Origin of the sequence: Mycobacterium zoologicum (assembly GCF_020181635.2) — a bacterium.
Taxonomy (GTDB): domain Bacteria; phylum Actinomycetota; class Actinomycetes; order Mycobacteriales; family Mycobacteriaceae; genus Mycobacterium; species Mycobacterium zoologicum.
On the sequence record NZ_JAYJJS010000001.1, the window covers coordinates 1 to 22,565 of the forward strand.

Annotated in this window: 20 protein-coding genes and 1 tRNA gene; 9 read left to right on the top strand and 12 right to left on the bottom strand. The window is 67.8% G+C overall.

Features of this window, described 5'->3' with window-relative positions; all coding sequences use genetic code 11:
* Positions 1-89: 89 nt before the first annotated feature.
* From thrB to argS, 5 genes are read right to left on the bottom strand one after another with little or no spacing between them, the layout of a single operon-like run.
* Positions 90-1,037, bottom strand: a complete 948-nt coding sequence (gene thrB, locus K6T84_RS00005) for a homoserine kinase (protein ID WP_225401696.1) — start codon at positions 1,035-1,037, stop codon at positions 90-92.
* Complete coding sequence (thrC, locus tag K6T84_RS00010) at positions 1,037-2,119, bottom strand: threonine synthase (RefSeq protein WP_224865032.1); 1,083 nt, start codon at positions 2,117-2,119, stop codon at positions 1,037-1,039. The genes thrB and thrC overlap by 1 nt, the downstream gene beginning before the upstream one ends.
* Entirely contained in the window at positions 2,116-3,441 is a 1,326-nt protein-coding gene (locus tag K6T84_RS00015) for a homoserine dehydrogenase (RefSeq protein WP_224865031.1), read from the bottom strand. Before K6T84_RS00015 ends, thrC begins: the two co-directional genes overlap by 4 nt.
* 2 nt (positions 3,442-3,443) lie before the next feature.
* The gene (lysA, locus tag K6T84_RS00020) at positions 3,444-4,871 is read right to left on the bottom strand and encodes a diaminopimelate decarboxylase (protein WP_225401695.1); all 1,428 of its coding nucleotides are present in this window, start codon (positions 4,869-4,871) and stop codon (positions 3,444-3,446) included.
* On the bottom strand, positions 4,868-6,514 hold the full coding sequence (gene argS, locus K6T84_RS00025; protein WP_225401694.1) for an arginine--tRNA ligase: 1,647 nt from the start codon (positions 6,512-6,514) through the stop codon (positions 4,868-4,870). Before argS ends, lysA begins: the two co-directional genes overlap by 4 nt.
* 112 nt (positions 6,515-6,626) lie before the next feature.
* Here argS and K6T84_RS00030 point away from each other — a divergent pair.
* The 4 genes from K6T84_RS00030 (at position 6,627) to K6T84_RS00045 (ending at position 9,387) form a co-directional block, all read left to right on the top strand.
* Positions 6,627-6,702: transfer RNA gene (locus K6T84_RS00030), tRNA-Arg, on the top strand.
* Between the two features lie 44 nt (positions 6,703-6,746).
* Positions 6,747-7,016, top strand: coding sequence for a DUF732 domain-containing protein (locus K6T84_RS00035; RefSeq protein ID WP_224865028.1), 270 nt, complete (start codon positions 6,747-6,749; stop codon positions 7,014-7,016).
* Positions 7,017-7,220: 204 nt separating this feature from the next.
* On the top strand, positions 7,221-8,135 hold the full coding sequence (locus tag K6T84_RS00040) for an LLM class F420-dependent oxidoreductase (RefSeq protein ID WP_225401693.1): 915 nt from the start codon (positions 7,221-7,223) through the stop codon (positions 8,133-8,135).
* A 67-nt stretch (positions 8,136-8,202) separates the two neighbouring features.
* On the top strand, positions 8,203-9,387 hold the full coding sequence (locus K6T84_RS00045; RefSeq protein ID WP_329786617.1) for a Fic family protein: 1,185 nt from the start codon (positions 8,203-8,205) through the stop codon (positions 9,385-9,387).
* Positions 9,388-9,390: 3 nt separating this feature from the next.
* Here the strand turns inward: K6T84_RS00045 and K6T84_RS00050 are convergent, their stop codons facing one another.
* Both K6T84_RS00050 and K6T84_RS00055 read right to left on the bottom strand, forming a co-directional pair.
* A complete protein-coding gene (locus tag K6T84_RS00050) occupies positions 9,391-10,827 on the bottom strand; it encodes a glycoside hydrolase family 183 protein (RefSeq protein WP_224865025.1) in 1,437 nt (478 codons plus the stop codon).
* 93 nt (positions 10,828-10,920) lie between these two features.
* Positions 10,921-11,805 carry an LLM class flavin-dependent oxidoreductase gene (locus K6T84_RS00055; protein WP_224865714.1) on the bottom strand — a complete coding sequence of 295 codons (885 nt, stop codon included), beginning with the start codon at positions 11,803-11,805 and terminating at the stop codon, positions 10,921-10,923.
* A 58-nt stretch (positions 11,806-11,863) separates the two neighbouring features.
* Here K6T84_RS00055 and K6T84_RS00060 point away from each other — a divergent pair, with 58 nt between their 5' ends.
* On the top strand, positions 11,864-12,253 hold the full coding sequence (locus K6T84_RS00060; RefSeq protein WP_225401692.1) for a VOC family protein: 390 nt from the start codon (positions 11,864-11,866) through the stop codon (positions 12,251-12,253).
* 8 nt (positions 12,254-12,261) lie between these two features.
* Here K6T84_RS00060 and K6T84_RS00065 read toward each other — a convergent pair whose 3' ends face one another.
* From K6T84_RS00065 to K6T84_RS00085, 5 genes are all read right to left on the bottom strand, one after another.
* Entirely contained in the window at positions 12,262-12,738 is a 477-nt protein-coding gene (locus K6T84_RS00065) for an Rrf2 family transcriptional regulator (RefSeq protein ID WP_225401691.1), read from the bottom strand.
* A gap of 12 nt (positions 12,739-12,750) precedes the next feature.
* Complete coding sequence (locus tag K6T84_RS00070) at positions 12,751-13,479, bottom strand: 3'(2'),5'-bisphosphate nucleotidase CysQ (RefSeq protein WP_225401690.1); 729 nt, start codon at positions 13,477-13,479, stop codon at positions 12,751-12,753.
* Positions 13,476-15,329, bottom strand: coding sequence for a sulfate adenylyltransferase subunit CysN (cysN, locus tag K6T84_RS00075; protein ID WP_224865021.1), 1,854 nt, complete (start codon positions 15,327-15,329; stop codon positions 13,476-13,478). Before cysN ends, K6T84_RS00070 begins: the two co-directional genes overlap by 4 nt.
* On the bottom strand, positions 15,329-16,267 hold the full coding sequence (gene cysD, locus K6T84_RS00080) for a sulfate adenylyltransferase subunit CysD (RefSeq protein WP_224865020.1): 939 nt from the start codon (positions 16,265-16,267) through the stop codon (positions 15,329-15,331). Before cysD ends, cysN begins: the two co-directional genes overlap by 1 nt.
* Positions 16,268-16,475: 208 nt before the next feature.
* Complete coding sequence (locus K6T84_RS00085; RefSeq protein WP_225401689.1) at positions 16,476-16,967, bottom strand: beta-class carbonic anhydrase; 492 nt, start codon at positions 16,965-16,967, stop codon at positions 16,476-16,478.
* Positions 16,968-17,130: 163 nt separating this feature from the next.
* Here K6T84_RS00085 and oppB point away from each other — a divergent pair, with 163 nt between their 5' ends.
* From oppB to oppA, 4 genes are read left to right on the top strand one after another with little or no spacing between them, the layout of a single operon-like run.
* Positions 17,131-18,108, top strand: a complete 978-nt coding sequence (gene oppB / locus K6T84_RS00090; RefSeq protein ID WP_225401688.1) for an oligopeptide ABC transporter permease OppB — start codon at positions 17,131-17,133, stop codon at positions 18,106-18,108.
* Positions 18,105-18,986: an oligopeptide ABC transporter permease OppC gene (gene oppC / locus K6T84_RS00095; RefSeq protein ID WP_224865017.1), complete on the top strand. Its 882-nt coding sequence runs from the start codon at positions 18,105-18,107 to the stop codon at positions 18,984-18,986. Before oppB ends, oppC begins: the two co-directional genes overlap by 4 nt.
* The gene (gene oppD / locus K6T84_RS00100; RefSeq protein ID WP_224865016.1) at positions 18,983-20,893 is read left to right on the top strand and encodes an oligopeptide ABC transporter ATP-binding protein OppD; all 1,911 of its coding nucleotides are present in this window, start codon (positions 18,983-18,985) and stop codon (positions 20,891-20,893) included. Before oppC ends, oppD begins: the two co-directional genes overlap by 4 nt.
* On the top strand, positions 20,890-22,551 hold the full coding sequence (gene oppA / locus K6T84_RS00105) for an oligopeptide ABC transporter substrate-binding protein OppA (RefSeq protein ID WP_225401687.1): 1,662 nt from the start codon (positions 20,890-20,892) through the stop codon (positions 22,549-22,551). Before oppD ends, oppA begins: the two co-directional genes overlap by 4 nt.
* Positions 22,552-22,565 lie beyond the last annotated feature (14 nt).

Sequence of the window (22,565 nt, forward strand, 5' to 3'; positions counted from 1 at the left end):
CGATTTCGCGGGCATTCTTACGTGATGCATGGATCAGATTTCGCGGGCATCTTGACTTGATGCATCACGCAATTGCAGCGCGGCGCGCCTCAACCCGGCACCACGACGCCGGAGTTCCACCGAACTCCGTCGCCGACCTGCATCTCGGTCATGGTGAACGCCCGCGCCTCCGGGGACTCCCGTACCTCGGCGGGCAGTTCCGCGGCCGTGCTCAATGCGATCACCGCTGGTCCGGCACCGGAAAGTACGGCTGCGATCCCGTTTTGGCGCAGCAACTGCAGCAATTGCGCCGACTCGGGTTGCGCGGCGGCCCGCTGCGGCTGATGCAGCACGTCCTCGGTGGCCACCAACAGCAGATCGGGCCGTTCGGCGAGCGCCACCACCAGCAGCGCGGCGCGACTGAGGTTGAACCGTGCGTCACTGTGGCTGACCTGGTCAGGCAACAACATGCGGGTCTCCGCAGTCGACGACCGCAGTTCCGGTATCGCCGGGAACAGGTGGATATCGGGGTGCAACCGCAACGGCACCGCCGAATATTCCGGCTGGCCGTCGGTCGTGCTCGCGGTCCACGAGACCACCGCGCCGCCCATCACCGCGGCGGCCGCGTTGTCGGGGTGCCCCTCGAACTCCGAAGCCAACTGAACCAGCCGGGCTTCCGACAAGACGGGCCGATCAAGTTGTGCCACAAGGCCGTTCACGGCCGCCAGACCGGCCACCACCGCAGACGCCGAGGAACCCAGGCCGCGCTGATGCGGGATGGCGTTGCGGCACCGCACCACCAGCCCCGGGACGTCGAGGCCGAGCTCGTTCAGCGCGCGCCGGATGCCCTGGATCACCAGGTGATCCGAGGTCAGCGGAACCTGACCGGCGCCCTCCCCCTCGACCTGGACTACCAGCCCCGAGTCGGCAGTCTCGACGAACACCTCGTCGTAGAGGCCCAGCGCCAGGCCCAGGCTGTCGAAGCCCGGACCCAGATTGGCGCTCGACGCCGCCACCGCGACGCCGGCCGTCAACCCGCTCGGCAGCCGGTCGACCACTACGCCAGCCCCAACGCGGCGACCACCGTGGCCGCGTCGACGGGAAGCGCGGCGACCTCGGGCATGTCCCGCAGGGCGGTGTCGGGATCCTTGAGCCCGTTGCCGGTCACGGTGCACACCACGGTCGAGCCGCGCGGCACCCAGCCGTCTTCGACCGACTTGAGCAGCCCGGCGATGCTGGCCGCCGACGCCGGCTCGACGAACACGCCCTCGGACTGCGCCACCAAGTGGTAGGCAGCCAGGATCTCTTCGTCGGTGGCGGCCAAAAACCGTCCTCCGGAGTCCTGCTGCGCCTCCACGGCCTGGTTCCACGACGCCGGCGAGCCGATGCGAATCGCGGTGGCGATGGTCTCCGGGTTGGCCACCGGTGCACCGTTGACCAGCGGCGCGGCGCCCGCGGCCTGGGTTCCCAGCATCTTCGGCAGCTTCTCGGTCAGGCCGTCGGCGTGGTACTCGCGGTAGCCCTTCCAGTACGCGGTGATGTTGCCCGCGTTGCCGACCGGCAACGAGTGGATGTCGGGCGCGGCGCCCAGCACGTCGACGATCTCGAACGCGGCGGTCTTCTGGCCTTCGATGCGCACCGGGTTCACCGAGTTCACCAGCGAGATCGTCGGGAAGTCGGTGGCCATCTTGCGGGCCAGTTCCAGGCAGTCGTCGAAGTTGCCGTCGATCTGAATGATCTTGGCGCCATGCATGACTGCCTGAGCCAGCTTGCCCATCGCGATCTTGCCCTGCGGGATCAGCACCGCACAGGTGATGCCGGCACGGGCGGCGTAGGCGGCCGCCGAGGCCGAGGTGTTTCCGGTCGAGGCGCACAGCACCGCCTGTTGTCCGCGGGCCACCGCGTCGGTGACGGCCATGGTCATGCCGCGGTCCTTGAACGAACCGGTGGGGTTGAGGCCCTCCACCTTCAGGTGCACGGTGCAGCCGGTCTGCTCGGAGATCCGCTTGGCGTGGATCAGCGGGGTGCCGCCTTCGTGCAGGGTGACCGGGGTCCAGTCCGCGGCGTCGGGCAGTCGGTCGCGGTAGGCCTCGATCAGCCCGGGCCACGCGGTGTGGATCGGCGTCCGGGTGGAGCTCACTGGTCTGTTCCTTCCAGTCGTAGCACGCTGGCGACTCGCTGGACGGAGTCCAGGTCGGCCAGTGCGGCAACGGTTTTGGACAAAGATGCTTCGGGAGCACGGTGGGTGACCACCACAATTCGGGCACCGATCGGTTTGCCCTCGTCGTCGATCACGCCTTCCTGACGCACCTCGGCGATGCTCACCTCATGCGAGGCGAATTCCGCGGCCACCGACGACAGCACGCCCGGCTTGTCGGCGACGTCCATGCTCACGTAGTAGCGGGTCGAGATGTCGCCGATCGGCGCGATGGCCAGCTGGGCGTACTTGGACTCGCGCGGGCCGCGCCCGCCCTGAACCCGGTTGCGGGCGGCCATCACCAGATCACCGGTGACCGCTGAGGCGGTGGGGGCACCGCCGGCGCCCTGGCCGTAGAACATCAGCCGCCCGGCGGCCTGTGCCTCGACCACCACGGCATTGAACGCCCCGTTGACAGTGGCCAGCGGATGGCTCAGCGGCACCAGCGCCGGGTAGACCCGGGCCGAAACCCGTTGCTGCCCAGCGGCGGTGGTGATGCGCTCGCAGATTGCCAGCAGCTTGATGGTGCAGTCCAAGGCGCGGGCGGCGGTGAAGTCCGCCGGGGTGATGTTGGAAATGCCCTCGCGGTAGACGTCGTCGGCGGTCACCCGGGTGTGGAAGGCGATGGACGCCAGGATCGCGGCCTTGGCGGCGGCGTCGTACCCCTCGACGTCGGCGGTGGGGTCGGCCTCGGCGTAACCCAGCGCACTCGCGTCGGCCAGTGCGCTGTGGTAATCGGCTCCAGTGGCGTCCATTTCGGACAGGATGTAGTTAGTGGTGCCGTTGACGATGCCGGCGACCCGCTCCACGGTGTCACCGGCCAGCGACTGGGTCAGCGGACGGATGACCGGGATGGCACCGGCGACGCTAGCCTCGAAGTACAGGTCCACCCGCGCAGCCTCGGCGGCCTCGGCAAGCTCGCCGGCCGAGCGGGACAGCAGCGCCTTGTTCGCGGTGACAACGGACTTGCCGTGCGCGATCGCCGACAGAATCGCCTTGCGCGCCGGCTCGACCGGGCCCATCAGCTCCAGCACGATGTCGACGTCGCTGCGTGAGACCAGGGCCTCGATGTCGTCGGTGAGCAGCTCGGCGGGCACGCCCCGATCGGCCGAAACGTGGCGCACCCCGACACCGCGCAGCACCAGCGGAGCACCGATCCGTGCCGCCAGATCGTCGGCGCTGGACTCGATGATGCGCACGACTTCACTGCCGACATTGCCCAATCCCAGGACGGCGACGCCCACGGGACTTGCGGTATCGGACACGGTTACCTCACCTCCAGGCTAATCAGATCCTCGACGGTTTCCCGGCGCAGCATAAGGCGCGCCTCCCCGTCGCGTACCGCCACCACCGCGGGACGGGTGAGCAGGTTGTAGCGGCTCGACATCGAGTAACAGTAGGCGCCGGTGGCCGCGACGGCGACCAGATCACCCGGGCCCACCTCGTCGGGAACCCAGGTGTCGCGCACGATGATGTCGCCGCTTTCGCAGTGCTTGCCCACGACGCGGGCCAGCACCGGTTGAGCGGACGTGTTGTTCAGTGCCCGCGACACCAGCCGGACGTCGTAGTGGGCGTCGTAGAGCGCGGGGCGGATGTTGTCGCTCATGCCGCCGTCGACGCTGACGTAGCGGCGCTGGGCCGACGCGCTGACGTCGACGTCCTTGACGGTGCCGACTTCGTAGAGCGTGATCGTGCCGGGCCCGGCGATGGCCCGGCCGGGCTCGACGACCAGGGTCGGCGTGGGCAGGCCGACGGCCGCGGACTCGTCGCGCACGATGGCGCGCAGTTTCGCGGCCAGCTCGGCCATCGGCGGCGGATCATCCTGCGGCAGATAGGAGATGCCCAGTCCCCCACCGAGGTCGATGATGTCCATCTGCGCGGCCCGCTCGGCCCCGAACTCGGCGGCCACATCTTTCAGCAACCCGATCACACGGCGGGCGGCGATCTCGAAGCCGGCGACGTCGAAGATCTGCGAGCCGATGTGACTGTGCAGGCCGACCAGGCGCAGGTGCTCGGCGGCGAACACCTTTCTGATCGCGTCCATCGCCGCGCCGCTGGCCAGCGACAGACCGAACTTCTGGTCTTCGTGGGCGGTCGAGATGAATTCGTGGGTGTGCGCCTCCACCCCGACGGTGACGCGCACCAGCACGTCCTGCACGACACCGGCCTTGGCGGCGACGGCTTCGAGGCGTTCGATCTCGATCAGCGAGTCCAGCACGATGTGCCCGACGCGCGCGTCGACCGCGGTGGTCAGTTCGGCGACGGATTTGTTGTTGCCGTGGAACGTGATCCGCTGGGCGGGGAAGCCTGCGTTCAGGGCCACAGCCAGCTCACCGCCGGTGGCGACGTCCAGGCACAGGCCCTCCTGGTCGATCCAGCGGGCGATCTCGCTGCACAGGAATGCCTTGGCCGCGTAGTGCACGTGGTCTCCGCCGCCGAACGCGGCGGCGATATCGCGGCAACGGCCGCGGAAGTCGTCCTCGTCGAGAACGAACAGTGGGGTGCCGAATTCCGCGGCCAGGTCGGTGACCTTGACTCCGGCAATGCTGACCACTCCGTCGTCACCGCGAACGGTGTTGTGCGGCCATACATTCGGTGCCAGATTCAGCAGGTCGTGCGCGGTCGATGGCCGCGACGGAAGGCCGTCGTGGTGGATCTCGTCGGCGTGGCGGGGCCCGGCGGGGTGGACGTTCACATTCGCTCCGGTGCGCTCACGCCAAGGATGCCCAGCCCGTTGGCGACGACCTGGCGGGTGGCCTGGCACAGCGCCAGCCGCGCGGCGTGCAGGTCACTCGGGGGTTCGTCGCCTTGGGGCAGCACCCGGCAACTGTCGTAGAACCGGTGGTAGTCACCGGCGAGGTCTTCCAGGTAGCGGCACACCCGGTGCGGTTCACGCAGCCCCGCAGCGGTTTTGAGCACCCGCGGGAACTCCCCCAGGCTGCGGATCAGCGCGCCTTCCTTCTCGTGGTCCAGCAGCCCGAGGTTGGCGGTGTCGGCGGTGATGCCCAGTTCGGCGGCGTTGCGAGCCAGCGCGCAGAGCCGGGCATGGGCGTATTGCACGTAATAGACCGGGTTTTCGTTGCTGGCCGAGGACCACAGCGCCAAGTCGATGTCGATCGGGGTGTCCACCGAGGAACGGGTCAGGCTGTAGCGGGCGGCGTCGACGCCGATGGCCTCCACCAGGTCGTCCAGGGTGATCACGGTGCCGGCACGCTTGCTCATCTTGACCGGCTGGCCGTCGCGCACCAGGTTGACCATCTGGCCGATCAAGACCTCCACGGTGGCCGGGTCGTCTCCGAAGGCGGCCGCGGCGGCCTTCAGCCGGGCGATGTAGCCGTGGTGGTCGGCGCCGAGCATGTAGATGCACAGGTTGAAGCCGCGCTCGCGCTTGTCCAGGTAGTAGGCCAGGTCGCCGGCGATGTAGGCGGGTTTGCCGTCGCTCTTGATCACCACGCGGTCTTTGTCGTCACCGTAGGCGCTGGTGCGCAGCCAGGTGGCGCCGTCTTTCTCGTAGATGTTGTCGTTGGCGCGCAGCCGCTCGATGGCCTGCTCCACCCGGCCGGAGGTGTGCATCGAGTCTTCGTGGGTGAAGACGTCGAAATCGGTGCCGAATTCGTGCAGTGACTTCTTGATGTGGGTGAACATCAGGTCGACGCCGATCTCGCGGAACGTCTCCTGCGCCTCGGGACTGCTCAGGGCGTCGGGCGCCTTGGCCTGGATCTGGGCCGCGATGTCGGTGATGTAGGCGCCGGCGTAGCCGTCCTCGGGGGCCGGTTCGCCCTTGGCGGCGGCGATCAGCGAGTTGGCGAACCGATCGATCTGGGCGCCGTGATCATTGAAGTAGTACTCGCGGGTGACCGTGGCGCCCTGGGTGCTCAGCAGCCGGCCCAGCGCGTCGCCGACCGCGGCCCACCGGGTGCCGCCGATGTGGATGGGGCCGGTCGGGTTGGCCGAGACGAACTCCAGGTTCACGTTGAGGCCGTCGAACTCGCCGGATTGGCCGTATTGGGCGCCTGCGCCGATGACGTTGGCCACGATGACGCCCTGCGCCGAGGCGTCGAGGCGGATGTTGACGAAGCCCGGACCTGCGGTGTCGGCCTCGGCGATCCCGTCGGCCTGCGTCAGCGCCTCGGCCAGCCAGCCGGCCAGCTCACGGGGGTTGGCGCCGACCTTCTTGCCCAGCTGCAGCGCCAGGTTGGTGGCGTAGTCGCCGTGCTCGGGGTTGCGCGGGCGCTCGACAGTGACCGCCGCGGGCAGTGCGGCGGGGTCCAGGTCGTGCGCGGCCAGCACCGCGGCTGCGGTGGTCTTGAGCAATTCGGCCAGATCGGCGGGGGTCACGAGGCCCCATCCTAGAGTCTGACGTGGTCAGGACCCGAATCCGTTCCCATGACGGGCGGGGCCTGGTGATGCGTTAGTCTGTCAAAGCCCAGTCGGCGCCCGTAGTACGTGCGCCCCCGTAGCTCAGGGGATAGAGCGTCCGCCTCCGGAGCGGAAGGCCGCAGGTTCGAATCCTGCCGGGGGCACCATCTGACCAGCGCACCTGTCGGACCTCGATGCGACACTGCCGGGTATGTACTCCACCACCAATTCTGCGGCCATGAAGCGATTCATCTTCGCCACGCTCGCGGCTCTCGGCATGCTCTTGGCCCCGGCCGCGCACGCCGACCCGGCCGGCAACGCGATCTGCCGCCTACTGGCTGCCGGGAACACGCCCAGCGGATTGGAGAACTCCGTCACCGTGCGGCAAGTCCTCGGACCCGACGCCACGGCAGCGGACGCACGGGTCTACATCCGGTCCGTGGTCGCGGGCCAGTGCCCGCAATTCTTGTGGCGATTCTGATTCCAATCCATATTCCGCCGAAAAGTCCCACGAGCCGATCACCGGGCCGCGGAGGAGATCATCGGCACCTACGGCAAGGGACGCCACCGGGCCACACTGAATGAAGGCGACGACGTCGGCTACACCGACCTCAGCGCGGTCAACCCTCTTCGCGGGTAGCGGAATCGCCACGGCGGCGTCCCCGCTCGCCCTAGGGTCGATCGGGTGACGATCCGCCTTGGCTTCCAGATCCCCAACTTCTCTTACGGCACCGACATCTCGGAGCTGTTCCCCACCGTGATCGCGCAGGCCCGCGAGGCCGAAGCGGCCGGGTTCGACGCGGTCTTCTTGATGGACCACTTCTATCAACTGCCCATGCTGGGCTCCCCCGACGAGCCGATGCTTGAGGCCTACACCGCCCTGGGCGCGCTGGCGACGGCGACCGAGCGGGTCCAGCTGGGCACCCTGGTCACCGGCAACACCTACCGCAACCCGACCCTGCTGGCCAAGATCATCACCACGCTCGACGTGGTCAGCGGCGGCCGCGCGATCCTGGGTATCGGCACCGGATGGTTCGAGCTCGAACACGACCAGTTGGGCTTTGAGTTCGGCACCTTCACCGACCGGTTCAACCGGCTCTATGAGGCGTTGGAGATCATCCTGCCGATGATCAAAGGTGAGCGGCCGACCGTCGAGGGCAAGTGGTATCGCGCCGAAGAGGCGATGGCCAGCCCTCGCTTCCGCGACCGCATTCCGCTGCTGATCGGTGGCAGCGGGGAGAAGAAGACCATCCCGTTGGCGGCACAGCACTTCGACCACCTCAACATCATCGCCGGCTTCGACGCGCTACCCGCGAAGATGGATGCGGTACGGCGCAGCTGTGAAGAGATCGGCCGCGATCCGGCCACCCTGGAGACCACCATGCTGCTCACCGCGCTGCCCGGCGACTTCCCCGCCGATCAGATCCCCGCCCAGATCTCTCAGCGGGCGGTGGCCGGCAGCCCCGAATCGATCGCCGAGCAGGTCAAGGCCAAGGTGTTCGACGCCGGCGTCGGCGGGGTGACCATCAACATCCCCGGTTACACCCCAGGGGTGATCACCGAGGTCGGTGCCGCGCTGCGTGGGGCGCTGGACGGTTAGGCAATAAGTGAAGTCAACGGGCGTCGTTGACTTCACTTAATCCGTTAAGTGAAGTTAAACTGGGTGGGTGACTTCACTTCGGCCCGTCTCCTACGAGGACGTGCGCTGGGAACCCCAGGGGGTTCGGTACGCGCGCACAACCCTGCCGCGATACGGCACCTACCGCCCGGCGGTGCCGGCCGACATCGCCGCCATCGCCCCGGACCTACCGGCATCCCTCGTCGCCGACGCCGAAGCCGCCGGCCAGCAGATCACCCGTTTCGACGCTGAACTCGGGAACGAAATCGCACCATTCGCCGCCGTGCTGTTACGCTCCGAATCGGCGGCCAGCTCACAGATCGAGAACCTGACGGCTTCATCGCGGGCTATCGCAGAGGCGGAGCTGTCCGGCGGCAAGACCAAGGCCAACGCCGCAATGGTCGTCGCGAACACTGCTGCGATGCAGGCGGCGATCAGCTTGTCCGAGAACGTCGATGCCGCCGCTATCCTGGCGATGCACCGCGCCCTGATGGCCAAGGAGCCGCGCCATACCCCCGGCGAATTCCGTACCGAGCCGGTGTGGATCGGCGGTGGCTCCACGCCCATCGGTGCGACGTTCGTCGCGCCGCGCCACGAGCTGATCCACGGCGCGATCACCGACATGATCTTGTTCGCGCAGCGCAGCGACCTCCCGCTACTGCCGCAAATCGCCATAGCCCATGCACAATTCGAGACCATCCACCCGTTCACGGACGGGAACGGGCGCACGGGCCGCGCGCTGGTGCAGGCCATGTTGCGCAATAAGGGTATGACCCGTCAGGTGACCGTTCCGTTGTCGGCGGGCCTACTGGCCGACACAGCAGCCTATTTCGCCGCGCTCACCTCCTACCGCGATGGCGATGCCGGACCCATTGTCGAGCAGTTCTCGAAGGCCAGTGTGCGCTCGATTGCCAACGGACGGGAATTGGTTACTGAGCTTCGGGCCATCCGGGAGAACTGGAGCACGCGAATCACCGCTCGGTCCGACTCGGCGGTGTGGAGGGTCGCCGACCTGCTGGCCCGCCGCCCCGTCGTCAACGCGGCACTGCTGGCGCAGCAGTTGGGTATCGAATCGACCAACGCCCACCGCTACCTCAACCCGCTGACCGAGGCGGGCATTCTCATCGAGACATCAAGCGGGCCCCGTAGCCGGGTGTGGCGTTCGCCGGAAGTGCTTGCCGCACTGGACGCTTTCGCTGAGCGCGCCGGACGACGTGACCGATCCGAGCCGTGATGCTCAGCCCAGCACGGTATGCATCAGCATAACGTCGTAGGCATTCCACAGCGACAACGTGAAGTACACATCCTTGCCCGTCGACCAGGGATGCAGGTACGGCGCGTAGATGCCGCCGGGAATCTGTCCGGTGGGAATCAGTGTCTGCTCGGCGCTCCACGGGCCCTGCGGGCTCGGGGCGGTGCGGGCCACGACGTCGTTGCCGCCGTTGCCGTACAGCACCAGGTACTGCTTGAGATAGGTGTTGTACTGCACCGACATCTCGCCGACCGGGCCGGGGATCACCGGGGTGGCGGCCGCGGGATTGCCTGGCACCCACTGGCCCTCACCCCAGTACTGGTACTGGTTGACGTCGGGGATGGCACGTTCGGGCACCCGCGACAGATACGCCGCGCCGCCCCGGCCGGCCGGAGTTCCGTAGGAGTAGAGGTAGCCGTCGCCGCCGCGCAGGAAGGCGCCCTGCTGGAAGTTCTCGTTGCCCGGGACGTAGTGGGCGTTGGGGACGTTCTGCGGCGACGACGACCGCACGGTACCCGGGTAGAGGTTCCAGGTCTCGCCATTGTCGCCTGACACCGCGATCGCCGAGTAGTTGGTGGACCATTCGCCGTCGCGGCCCCACTGTTTGACCGACATGAAGTTCATGTACTGGTTGCCGCCGATCCCGACTCCCGCGGTCGGAATCACACTGTCCTGGACGGGCGCGAACTTCCAGTCGGGCAGGATCTGTTTGGCGAAGTTCGCCTGCCGCAGTGGCGATCCCGAATACCGGTTGCCCACCGCACCGGGACCGACCGTGATCCCGTCGGCCAAGTTCTGGTCCTGACTGCGCAGCAGCACGTTGTGCCGCCACTGGTGGCCCTGGATCTGGCAGTAGCCGAAGGTGTCGCCGAAGGCCATCAGCACCTGTCGATTGCCGGGATCGCCGTTGTCCCACGGAATCCCGAGGTCGGTTCCGGCGATACCGAACCGCTGTAGCGTCTGGTTGGGGCTGTTGGGCCCCGTCACCCACTCCGCCAGTGACGTCTGGGCGCCGGCGATCGCGCCGCCGACATCCTGCGCCGACGGTCCTTGAGCCGCACCGGCATTCGGCTGGACCGGCTGTACCGGCTGGGCAGCGTTCGGGGCGGCCTGGCCACCGGGGATTCCCGGGACGACCGCAGCCTGCTGCTGCACCGGCCGTTGCGGTCCGGCGGCCTGGATCATCGCCGAGATCAGCGGTCCCAGTTTGGGCAGCGGCGCGGAGTCGTTGGCGCCGCGGGGCCGGCGCCCGGTCGGAAGCTGACCGGCGCCGGTGGCCGGCGAACCGGGTGGTGGAGCGACGTTGGCCTCGGGCGCGCTGCAGGTCGCGGCCTGTGCCGGCACACCCTCCGCAGCCAGCACCATCCCCAGGACGACCGTCGGCACCATCGCCGCCGAGACGATCCGACGTGTCATCGACATGCTGTGACGATAGTTATTGCAGAGGCAGATGTGACTACTGAGTCGACGATAGAGACGCAGCTGTGACCGGGTCGCGACCCGCTCTATGGTTGGTCACCGACGGAATTCGGCCACTACCTCGGCCGCACGCCGCAGTTGACCCAGGTCAGAGCTGGTCGGGATCAGGTGGACCTCATCGGCGCCCACCGCCGCAAAGCCGTGCAGCACCTCGGCCAGCTCGTCCTGGCTGCCGGCCCACCCCGTGGTCGGTGCCATCGCCTCGACGTACTCGGCCGGAATCCAGTTCATGTAGCGCAGCAGGTGCCGGCGCACCTGATCGCGGGCTTCGTCGGGATCACCCAACGCAAACCAGAACGACGTCGCCAGATAGGGCTTGCCCTTGCCGGCCTGGCGCCAGGCGTCGCGGGCGACGTCGAACAGCTCGTTCTGCTTGGCCACGTCGAGGTCCATGGTGATACCGGCCAGTCCTTCGGCCCAGGTCGCCGCGCTGCGCAGCGTCTTGGGTCCGATGGTGCCGACCACCAGCGGGGGCCCGCCGGGCTGCGTCGGCGCCGGCCCCACCGGCAGCACCGATTCGGTGACCTTCTCCCCCGCCCACACCCGCTTCATGATCGCGACCCGCTCGGTCATCTCCCGCATGGTCTGGGTTGCCGGATCGGCACCGGCCGCCCGGTAATCCTCGTGCCGGCCACCGATGCCGATACCGACCGTGAGCCGGCCACCGCTGAGCAGATCCGCCGTCGCCAGCGCCTTGGCGAGCATGACCGGGTTGTGCAGTTGCGGCACGATCACCGTCGTCACCAGACGCACCCGCTGCGTCCACGCGGCCAGTGCACCCAGCAGGGTCAGGCTGTCGGGGTTGGTGAAGGCGATCCGCTCACCCCAACTCAGTGATGAGAACGGCCCGTCGTCGACGGCACGCGCCCAGTCCCGCAGCAGTGTTGCGTCCAGATCCGGCTCCATCACCGGCATGGTCATTCCGACCTGCATGACCGCGATTGTGGCACGGCCGACGCGCAGCGCCGACACTGGAGTCATGAGCATTTCCTTCAACCACACCATCGTCGCCGCGCACGACAAGCACGCGTCGGCAGCGTTTCTGGCGGAGTTGTTCGGCCTGCCCGACCCGCAGCCGTTCGGTCGCTTCATGGTCGTCGGGCTCGACCACGACGCCAGCCTGGACTACGCCGACGTGCCCGCCGATGAGCCGATCCGGCCGCAGCACTACGCCTTCCTGGTGTCCGAAGACGAATTCGACGCCATCTACGGCAGGATCGCCGCGCGCAGACTGCCGCATTGGGCCGACCCGGGAGCCCAGCGGCCCGGGGAGATCAACCACCGCGACGACGGACGCGGGGTGTATTTCCGCGATCCCGACGGTCACGCCATGGAGATCTTGACGCGTCCCTACGGCTCGGGTTCGTAAGGGCCGGATCAACCCGACGTGTGGCCGCGCTGGCGCTCCTGGCCGCGGTAGTCGGTGGCGAATGCGGCGACGTGATCGGGCAGCTCACCGGAGGCGACGTCGGCCAAGCTGGTCTGCTCCAGCACCGAGCGCATGCTGGCCCGCAGTGCCCGCCACACGTCGGTCAGCGCGGCGGTCGGGCCCGAGTAGGGCAGGTCGCCCAAGCCGATGTCGCGGACGCTGGCCAGCGGGCCGTCGATGCAGCGCAACACGTCGGCGACGCTGATCTCGGTAGCCGGCCGGGCCAGTTCGTAACCACCGTCGCGGCCGCGCTGACTGCGCAGCAGACGGTCGGTGCGCAGATCGGACAGAATGTCGACGAGGAACTGCGCCGGAATGCCTTGGGCCGTGGCGATGTCGTCGGTCTTGACCAGCGTGCCGGCTTCGGCGGTGGCGAGTTGGACCATCGCCCGCACCGCGTACTCCGCCTTCGCTGACATCCGCATGGTGCAGAAAACCTAACCGATCGCGGCCAGGACTGCGTCAGCGTACTGGGGGCGGCACACCACCAGGTCGGGCAGCAGCGGATCGGGCCGGTTGTAGACCAGCGGCGAACCGTCGATGCGCGAGGTGAACAGGCCCGCCGCGCGAGCCACTGCCACCGGCGCGGCCGAGTCCCACTCGTATTGCCCACCGGCGTGGACGTACACATCGGCGAAGCCCTGGACGACGGCGGCAACCTTCACCCCGGCCGATCCCATCGGGACCAGCACCCCGTCGAGCCGCTCGCGCACCGCCTCGGCCACCGCCGGAGGACGACTGCGCGACACCGCGATCCGCGGCGAGCCGGTGTGGGTGGGCGGCGCGGGCACCTGCGGGGCGGCCAGGGTGATATAGCGCGCAGGCATCGCCACGGCGCCGGCCACCAGTTCGCCGGCCTGCCACAGTGCGACGTGCACGGCCCAGTCGTCACGGTCGAGCTCAGAGAACTCCCGGGTGCCGTCCAGCGGGTCGACGATCCACACCCGCTCAGCCTGCAGTCGCACCGGATCATCGGCGCCCTCTTCGGAGAGCACCGCGTCGTGCGGACGCTCGGCGGCCAGTGCAGCCATCAGATAGTCGTGAGAACGCTTGTCGCCTGCCGCTTTCCGCTCTGCCTCGGTGGCCTGGGACAACTCCTTGCGGACCGTCAGCAACAGCCGGCCCGCGTCGGTGGCGAGCTTGGCGGCGAGCTCGTGATCGCTCATCGGCGCGCGTCGATCGCGGCGATGACTTGGCGGGCCTGCTCGTCGATGGTGTCGCGCGGGGTCAGCCGCACGTCCGGATTCTTCGGCCGCTGATAGGGGCTGTCGATCCCGGTGAAGTGCGTGAGCAGACCTGCCCGGGCTTTGGCGTAGAGCCCCTTGGGATCTCGTTGCTCGCAGTCCTCCAGCGGGGTGTCACAGAACACCTCGATGAAGTCGAACCCGGCGTCGGTGTGCACCTGACGGGACAGCTGGCGATGCTCGTGGAGCGGGCTGATCGCCGGTACCAGCACGATTTGGCCGGAGTCGGCCAGCAGGGCGGCCACGTGAGCCAGCCGGCGCAGGTTCTCCGCCCGGTCGGCCATCGAGAAACCGAGGTCGGCGTTGAGCCCGTGGCGCAGGTTGTCGCCGTCGAGAACGTAAGCGGGCGTGCCTCTTGCGAGCAGCAACTGCTCTACTCGCATGGCCACCGAAGACTTGCCGGCACCGGACAGTCCGGTGAGCCACACCGTGCGGCCCTTGGAGAGCCGGTCGGTGGTGGACACCAGCGAATCGTGGCGCACCGTGTTGGGGCTCGCACCGCGGCCGGACACGTCACGCAGCACCATCCCGGCCGCCACGGTTCCGTTGGTGACCTGGTCGATCAGGATGAACGAGCCGGTGGCATCGTTGTGGCTGAATTCGTCGAGCATCAGCGGGACTTGGGCACGCAGCGACACACGCCCGAGTTCGTTGAGCCCGAGTTCGTTTGCCTCCTTGTCGCGATGCAGGGTGTTGACGTCGAGGCGGTAGTCCAGCGCCATCACCTTCACCCGGGTGGTCCGGGTGGTGTGCTTGATGACGTAGTCGTTGCCGGGCTGCAGCGAGGCACCGTCAGCCATCCAGCACACGGTGGCGTCGAAGTCCTGGGCGATGCGCGGCTGGTTGTTGGTACGGGCGATCATGTCGCCGCGGGAGACGTCGATGTCGTCGGCGAGGCTCACCGAGACGGCCATCGGCGGAAACGCCTCCTGCACCGGACCGTTCGGGCCTTCGATCACCTCGATGCGGCTGGGCTTACCCGACGGCAGCACCACTACGTCGTCACCGGGGCGCAGCACTCCACTGGCGACCGTGCCAGCGTAGCTGCGGTGGTCGGCGTGTTCGTGGGTCTGCGGGCGGATCACGTACTGCACCGGGAACCGGACGTCGACCAGGTTGCGGTCGCCGGCGATGTAGACGTCCTCCAGGTGCGACAGCAGCGCCGGCCCCTCGTAGTAGGGCGTCTTGTCGGACTTGGTCACCACGTTGTCGCCGAGCAGCGCCGACATCGGGATGGTGGTGACGTCGTGGACGTCCAAACGCGTTGCGAACGAGTGGAAGTCGTCTCGGATCGCCTCGAACTTCGCTGCATCCCAGTCGATCAGGTCCATCTTGTTGACCGCGAGCACGATATGACGGATTCCGAGCAGCGAAGCCAGGAAGGTGTGCCGACGGGACTGCTCCTGCAGGCCGTGCCGCGCGTCGACAAGCACGATGGCCAGCTGCGCGGTCGAGGCGCCCGTCACCATGTTGCGGGTGTACTGGATGTGGCCCGGGGTGTCGGCGATGATGAATTTCCGCTTGGGCGTGGCGAAGTAACGGTAGGCCACATCGATGGTGATGCCCTGCTCACGCTCGGCGCGCAGGCCATCGGTCACCAGAGCCAGGTCGGTGTAGTCATTGCCGCGCTCACGGGAGGTGCGCTCCACCGAGGCCAACTGGTCTTCCATCACGGCCTTGGAGTCGAACAGCAGCCGGCCGATCAGCGTGGACTTGCCGTCGTCGACCGAGCCGGCCGTGGCAATGCGAAGCAGCGTCGTTGCCGCACTCATCAGAAATACCCCTGCCTCTTGCGGTCTTCCATGCCTGCTTCGGAGATTCGGTCGTCGGCGCGGGTGGCGCCGCGTTCGGTCAGTCGGGACAGCGCGGTCTCATCGATCACCTGCTCGACGGTGGCCGCGGTGGACTCCACGCAACCGGTGCAGGTGACGTCGCCGACGGTGCGGAACCGCACCGAGGTCTCGAACACTTCCTCGCCGTCGGCCGGCCGCAGGTACTCGTGGTCGGCCAGCAACATCCCGTCACGCCGGAACACCTTGCGTTGATGCGCGTAATAGATTGTCGGCAAAGCGATTTCCTCAGCACCGATGTAGGACCAGATGTCGAACTCGGTCCAGTTCGACAGCGGGAACACCCGGATGTGCTCACCGGCGCGGTGCCGCCCGTTGTAAAGGTTCCATAGCTCGGGCCGCTGCGCCTTGGGGTCCCACTGGCCGAACTCGTCGCGGAAGCTGAAGACCCGCTCCTTGGCGCGCGCCTTCTCCTCGTCGCGCCGGGCGCCGCCGAACGCCGCGTCGAACTTGTTCTCGCGGATCGCGCGCAGCAGGGTGACGGTCTGCAGCGGATTGCGCGACGGCCCGTCGTCGACCACCCGTCCGGCGTCGATGTCGTCCTGCACGCTGGCCACCACCAGCCGTACACCGGTTTGGGCGACCAGTTCGTCGCGCGCGGCGATGACCTCGTCGAAGTTGTGGCCGGTGTCGACGTGCATCACCGGGAAGGGCAGCCGGCCCGGCGCGAACGCCTTGACCGCCAGATGCAGCATGACGATCGAGTCCTTGCCGCCGGAGAACAGCAGGACTGGGCGCTCGAACTCCGCGGCCACCTCGCGGATGATGTGGATGGCCTCGGCTTCCAGGGTGCGCAGATGCGTCAGCTGATAGTGCCCGGCCGTGGTGGCCGTCGGGGCATCGGTGATATTGCTGGTCATGACGTCCTTGCGGGGTATTCCGATAATCTTGGTGAGACTTACCTGATTTATTTGGTTATAGGCGCTATGAAAGCAGGCTCGGCGCGGTGCTGTCAACGACCCATTCCCGCGAGCGTGCAGAAGGGTCCACCCCGACATGGGGAAATACCGGACGCTTGTGCACACTCGCAGGAGGAGGTGCCCCACGCTCGCGCAGAGAGGGCCAGGGCTACAGGCTGATCTCTTCCAACCTGCCGGTGGCGACGTCGAACACGAAGCCCCGCAGCGAGGTCGTCTGGGTGATGAACGGGCTGGCCTTGACCCGCCGCAGCGACTGCCGCACATCCTCGGCCGGATCGGCGAACGCCTCGGCGGCCCAGCTCGGCCGGATGCCCGTCTCCTCGAGGATCGAGCGCTTGAAGTCGTCGTCGGTGAAGGTGAGCATGCCGCAGTCGGTGTGGTGGATCAGGATGATCTCGCGGGTGCCCAGCAGCTTCTGACTAATGGCCAGCGACCGGACGGCGTCCTCGGTGATCACTCCGCCGGCGTTGCGGATGCAGTGCGCCTCACCCTCGTTGATCCCGAGCACCCGGTAGACGTCCAGGCGGGCGTCCATACAGGCCACGATCGCCACGTGTTTGCTCGGCGGCATCGGCAGCGGACCGGTGAAGGTCTTCGCGTACTGCGCGTTGTGCGCCAGGTAGTCATCGGTGACGGTCACGGGTGTCTCCTCGTCAGCTCGGTGGGTCCGAGCCTAGTTACTGCACAGGCCCGCCGCGAGGGTGCAGATTTGTACGCCCGTTCGCGGCGTGTCGCGTACAGACACGCACGCTCGCGGTAATGGGGTGCAGCTGGCGCTCCAGAGCAACCTCTACCCTTGCGCCATGGCGCGGTTCCTGGTGGGCAGGCTGCTCAACTATCTGGTGCTGTTGGCGCTGGCCTCCTTCCTCACCTTCTGCCTGACCTCGCTGGCGTTCGCCCCGCTGGACAGCCTCATGCAGCGCAACCCCCGCCCCCCACAGGCCGTCATCGACGCCAAGGCCGCCGAACTGGGCCTGGACAAGCCGATTCCGCTGCGTTACGTGCACTGGGCCTCAAATGCCGTACGGGGTGACTTCGGCGTCACCGTCACCGGCCAGCCCGTCTCGGCAGACCTCGGCCGTCGCATCGGGGTCAGCCTGCGGCTGCTGCTGGTCGGGTCGGTGGCCGGCACCGCGATCGGCGTGGTGGCAGGCGCCTGGGGGGCGGTGCGCCAGTACCGGGTATCCGACCGGGTGATCACGTTCGCGGCGCTGCTGGTGCTGTCGGTGCCGACGTTCGTGCTGGCCAACCTGGTGATCCTCGGCGCGCTACGAGTGAACTGGGCGTTGGGCGCCCAACTGTTCGACTACACCGGCGAGACATCGCCGGGGCTGGTCGCCGGCTTCTGGCCCCGGCTGACCGATCGGCTCCAGCACCTGGTGCTGCCGTCGCTGACGCTGGCGCTGGGCTCGGCCGCCGGGTTCAGCCGGTATCAGCGCAACGCGATGCTCGATGTCCTGGGCCAGGACTTCATCCGCACCGCCCGGGCCAAGGGGCTGACGCGACGACGCGCCCTGTTCAAACACGGGCTGCGCACCGCGCTGATCCCGATGGCGACGCTGTTCGCCTACGGGGTGGCCGGGCTGGTGACCGGGGCGGTGTTCGTGGAGAAGATCTTCGGCTGGCACGGTATGGGCGAATGGGTGGTGCAGGGTGTGGCGACCCAGGACACCAACATCGTCGCGGCCATCACGGTGTTCTCCGGCGCGGTGGTGCTGGCCGCCGGACTGCTCTCCGACGTCATCTACGCGCTGCTGGATCCGCGGGTGCGGGTGTCATGAGCACCGAGATCGAGTTCGCCTCGCGGCGCACGCTGGTGCTGCGCCGGTTCCTGCGCAGCCGCGGCGCCGTCGGCGCCCTGGTGCTGCTGGCGGTGCTGTTCATAGGCTGCTACGCGCTGCCGCCGCTGCTGCCCTACTCCTACACCGACCTCGACTACGACGCGCTGCTGGTTCCACCGGGCGCCCGACACCTGTTGGGTACCAACGCCCTTGGTCAGGACCTGCTGGCGCAGATTCTGCGTGGCATGCAGAAGTCGATGCTGATCGGGGTGTGCGTGGCACTGATCTCGACGGTGATCGCGGCGACGGTGGGCGCGGTCTCCGGGTACTTCGGCGGATGGCGCGACCGGGTGCTGATGTGGCTGGTGGACTTGCTGCTGGTGGTTCCGGCGTTCATCCTGATCGCGATCATCACCCCGCGCACCAAGAACAGCGGCAACATCGCCATGCTGATCCTGCTACTGGCGGGGTTCAGCTGGATGATCAGCGCACGCATGGTGCGCGGCCTGACCATGAGCCTGCGGGAACGTGAATTCATCCGGGCTGCAAGGTATATGGGCGTCTCAAGTCGACGCATCATCATCGACCACGTCGTCCCGAACGTGGCGTCCATTCTGATCATCGACACCGCGCTCAACGTGGCGGTGGCGATCCTGGCCGAAACCGGCTTGAGCTACCTGGGGTTCGGCATCCAGCCGCCGGATGTGTCGCTGGGCACCCTGATCGCCGACGGCACCGCCTCGGCCATCACCTTCCCGTGGGTGTTCCTGTTCCCCGCCGGAATGCTGATCACGATCCTGGTCTGCGCCAACCTCGCCGGTGACGGCCTGCGCGACGCACTGGACCCCGACGCCGCGACGTTACGGGGCCGCGGATGAGTGCCTTGCTGGAAGTCTCCGATCTGGCCGTCACCTTCGGCCGCGGCGCCGAAGCGGTACAAGCGGTGCGCGGCATCAGCTATCAGGTCTCCCCCGGCGAAGTCGTGGCGATGGTCGGCGAGTCCGGCTCCGGCAAGTCCGCGGCGGCGATGGCCGTGATGGGATTGCTGCCCGAACACGCGCAGGTGTCGGGATCGGTGCGCCTGGCCGGCACGCAGCTGATCGGCCTGGGCGACACCGCGATGTCGAAGTTCCGCGGCGCCTCGATCGGAATGGTGTTCCAGGACCCGATGTCGGCGCTGACGCCGGTCTACACCGTGGGCGATCAGATCGCCGAGGCCATCGAGGTACATCAACGCCGAGTGGGTCGGGCCGCGGCCCGCCGACGTGCGGTGGAACTCTTGGAGCTGGTCGGCATCTCTCGGCCGCAGGAGCGGGCGCGCGCATTTCCACACGAACTGTCCGGCGGGGAACGTCAGCGGGTGGTGATCGCCATCGCCATCGCCTGCGACCCGGACCTGCTGATCTGTGACGAGCCCACCACCGCACTCGATGTCACGGTGCAGGCCCAGATCCTCGAGGTCCTGCGGACGGCCCGCGATGTCACCGGCGCCGGGGTGCTGATCATCACCCACGACCTGGGCGTGGTCGCCGAATTCGCCGACCGGGCCTTGGTGATGTACGCCGGGCGGGTGGTGGAATCCGCACCGGTCGAGGTGTTGTACCGGGATCGGCAGATGCCCTACACGGTAGGACTTCTGGGGTCGGTGCCCCGCCTGGACGCCCCGCAGGGCACCCGGCTGGTGCCGATTCCCGGGGCCCCGCCGTCGCTGGCCGGCGTCGATCCCGGCGGTTCAGCGAGGCTCTACGAAGGAGAGGCGAAGCTGGGACCGCCGCAGCAGCGGGGCTGCCCGTTCGCGCCGCGCTGCCCGTTGGCCACCGAGGAGTGCCGGCAGGCAGAACCGGCATTGCTAGACGTCGGCTCGGCTGTTGGCGAGCACCTCGCCGCGTGCATCCACACCGATCAGGTCACCGGGCGCAGCGCCGCCGAGATCTACGGCGTACACACCGAGGTTCCGGTGTCCGAGTCTGGCGGGTCAGCCACCGTCGTGCGGGTCCGCGATCTGGTGAAGACCTATCCCCTGACCAAGGGCGTGCTGCGGCGCAACGCCGGCGAGGTCCGCGCCGTGGACGGTGTGAGCTTCGAGTTGGAGCAGGGCCGCACACTGGCGATCGTCGGCGAATCCGGGTCAGGCAAATCCACCACCTTGCATCAGATCCTGGAACTGGCTGCGCCGCAGTCGGGTTCGATTGAGGTACTGGGCACCGACGTCGCCTCCTTGAAACGCTCCTCACGCCGTGCCCTGCGCCGCGACCTGCAGGTGGTGTTTCAAGACCCGGTCGCCTCGTTGGATCCGCGGCTGCCGGTGTTCGACGTGCTGGCTGAGCCCTTGCGCGCCAACAGCTTCGACAAAGCTGTGTTCGACAAGAAGTCGACCCACGCCCGGGTTGCCGAACTGCTGGAGCTGGTCGGATTGCGGCGCGCCGATGCGCTGCGATACCCCTCGGAGTTCTCCGGCGGACAGAAGCAGCGGATCGGCATCGCGCGGGCGTTGGCGTTGCAGCCGAAGATCCTCGCCCTCGATGAGCCGGTTTCGGCGCTGGACGTCTCGATCCAGGCCGGGATCATCAATCTGCTGCTGGATCTGCAGCAGCAGTTCGGGCTGTCGTATCTGTTCGTGTCGCATGACCTTTCGGTGGTCAAGCACCTGGCGCACACCGTGGCGGTGATGTTCGCCGGGCAGATCGTGGAGCAGGGCGCGGCCGATCAGGTGTTCGGCGACCCGCAGCACGACTACACCCGCCGACTGCTGGCGGCCGTGCCGCTTCCGGAGCCCGCCTCATGACCACGAAGACGGCTGCGGCCCTGGTGGCGCTGGTGCTGGCGCTGAGCAGCTGTACCGCCGTCGACATCACCGCCCCGGAGGGCGCCGCCACCGTCGGCAGCGCCAGCGACGTCAACCCGCAGAACCCGGCCAGCCTGCGCGACGGCGGAAACCTGCGACTGTCGATGAACCAGTTCCCACCGAACTTCAACCCGCTGCACATCGACGGCAACCTGGCTGAGAACGCCGCCATGCTCAAAGCCACCATGCCGCGGGCGTTCATCATCTCCCCGGACGGTTCGGCGACGGTAGACACCGACTACTTCACCAGCGTGGAACTGACCGGCACCAACCCCCAAGTGGTCACCTACACGATCAACCCGAAGGCGGCGTGGAGCGACGGAACACCGCTGTCCTGGAAGGACATCGCCAGCCAGATCCATGCCACCAGCGGTGCCGACACTGGATTCGCCATCGCGACCACCAACGGCGCTGAGCGCGTCGCATCGGTGACTCGCGGCGTCGACGACCGGCAGGCCGTCATGCGCTTCGCCAAGCCGTACGCGGAGTGGCGAGGCATGTTCGCCGGCAACTCGATGCTGTTGCCGGCCAGCATGACCGCTGATGCGGAGGTGTTCAACAAGGGCCAGCTGCGCCAACCGGGACCCTCGGCCGGGCCGTTCAAGCTGGCAACGCTGGACCGCACCAGCCAGCGAATCAGCTTGGTACGAAACCCCGAATGGTGGGGCAGGCAGGCGAAGCTGGACACCATCACCTATTTGGTGCTCGACGACGCCGCTCGGATGCCGGCACTGCAGAACCACACCATCGACGCCACCGGCGTGGCCACCCTGGATCAGTTGACCATCGCCCGGCGCACCGAGGGCGTCACGATTCGCCGCGCCCCGACGCCGGCCTGGAACCATTTCACCTTCAACGGGGCGCCGGGGGCGATCCTGTCCGACAAGGCGTTACGGCTCGCGGTCATGCGAGGCATCGACCGGAGCACCATCGCGAAGGTGACCCAGCGCGGCCTGACCGCCGACCCGGTGGCCCTGAACAACCACATCTACGTCGCCGGGCAGGAGGGCTACCAGGACAACAGCGCCGTGGTGGCCTACGACCCGGCGCGCGCGGCGCGTGAACTCGACGAGCTGGGCTGGAAGCTGCACGGGAAGTTCCGGGAGAAGGACGGCCGGCCACTGGTGATCCGCCACCTGTTCTACGACGCCTCCAGCACCCGTCAGTTCGCCCAAGTCGCCCAACATAATCTGGCCCAGATCGGCGTGAAGCTGCAGCTGGACGCCAAGGCCGGCGGCGGCTTCTTCACCGACTACGTCAACGTCGGTGACTTCGACATCGCCCAGTTCAGTTGGGTCGGTGACGCTTTCCCGCTGGCCGGGCTGAACCAGATCTCCGCCTCGTACGGGGAGGCCAACTTCGGCAAGATCGGCAGCCCAGAGATCGACGCGAAGATCGAGGAGACACTGGAGGCGCTCGACCCGGCGGTGGCGCGGGCCCGGGCCAACGAGGTGGACCGGCTGCTGTGGGAGGAAGGCTTCAGCCTGCCGCTGATTCAGACCACCGGCAATGTGGCGGTCCGCAGTGCGCTGGCGAACTTCGGGGCGCCGGGGCTGGCGGATCTGGACTACACCGCGATCGGGTTCATGAAGGACTGATGTCAAGATATTGT

Bases quoted from the DNA above. Each gene is read 5' to 3' on its own strand.
- K6T84_RS00035 (WP_224865028.1), top strand. From the start codon at position 6,747: ATGTACTCCACCACCAATTCTGCGGCCATGAAGCGATTCATCTTCGCC.
- K6T84_RS00050 (WP_224865025.1), bottom strand. From the start codon at position 10,827: ATGTCGATGACACGTCGGATCGTCTCGGCGGCGATGGTGCCGACGGTC.
- K6T84_RS00055 (WP_224865714.1), bottom strand. From the start codon at position 11,805: ATGACCATGCCGGTGATGGAGCCGGATCTGGACGCAACACTGCTGCGG.
- K6T84_RS00060 (WP_225401692.1), top strand. From the start codon at position 11,864: ATGAGCATTTCCTTCAACCACACCATCGTCGCCGCGCACGACAAGCAC.
- K6T84_RS00065 (WP_225401691.1), bottom strand. From the start codon at position 12,738: ATGCGGATGTCAGCGAAGGCGGAGTACGCGGTGCGGGCGATGGTCCAA.
- K6T84_RS00070 (WP_225401690.1), bottom strand. From the start codon at position 13,479: ATGAGCGATCACGAGCTCGCCGCCAAGCTCGCCACCGACGCGGGCCGG.
- cysN (WP_224865021.1), bottom strand. From the start codon at position 15,329: ATGAGTGCGGCAACGACGCTGCTTCGCATTGCCACGGCCGGCTCGGTC.
- cysD (WP_224865020.1), bottom strand. From the start codon at position 16,267: ATGACCAGCAATATCACCGATGCCCCGACGGCCACCACGGCCGGGCAC.
- oppB (WP_225401688.1), top strand. From the start codon at position 17,131: ATGGCGCGGTTCCTGGTGGGCAGGCTGCTCAACTATCTGGTGCTGTTG.
- oppC (WP_224865017.1), top strand. From the start codon at position 18,105: ATGAGCACCGAGATCGAGTTCGCCTCGCGGCGCACGCTGGTGCTGCGC.
- oppD (WP_224865016.1), top strand. From the start codon at position 18,983: ATGAGTGCCTTGCTGGAAGTCTCCGATCTGGCCGTCACCTTCGGCCGC.
- oppA (WP_225401687.1), top strand. From the start codon at position 20,890: ATGACCACGAAGACGGCTGCGGCCCTGGTGGCGCTGGTGCTGGCGCTG.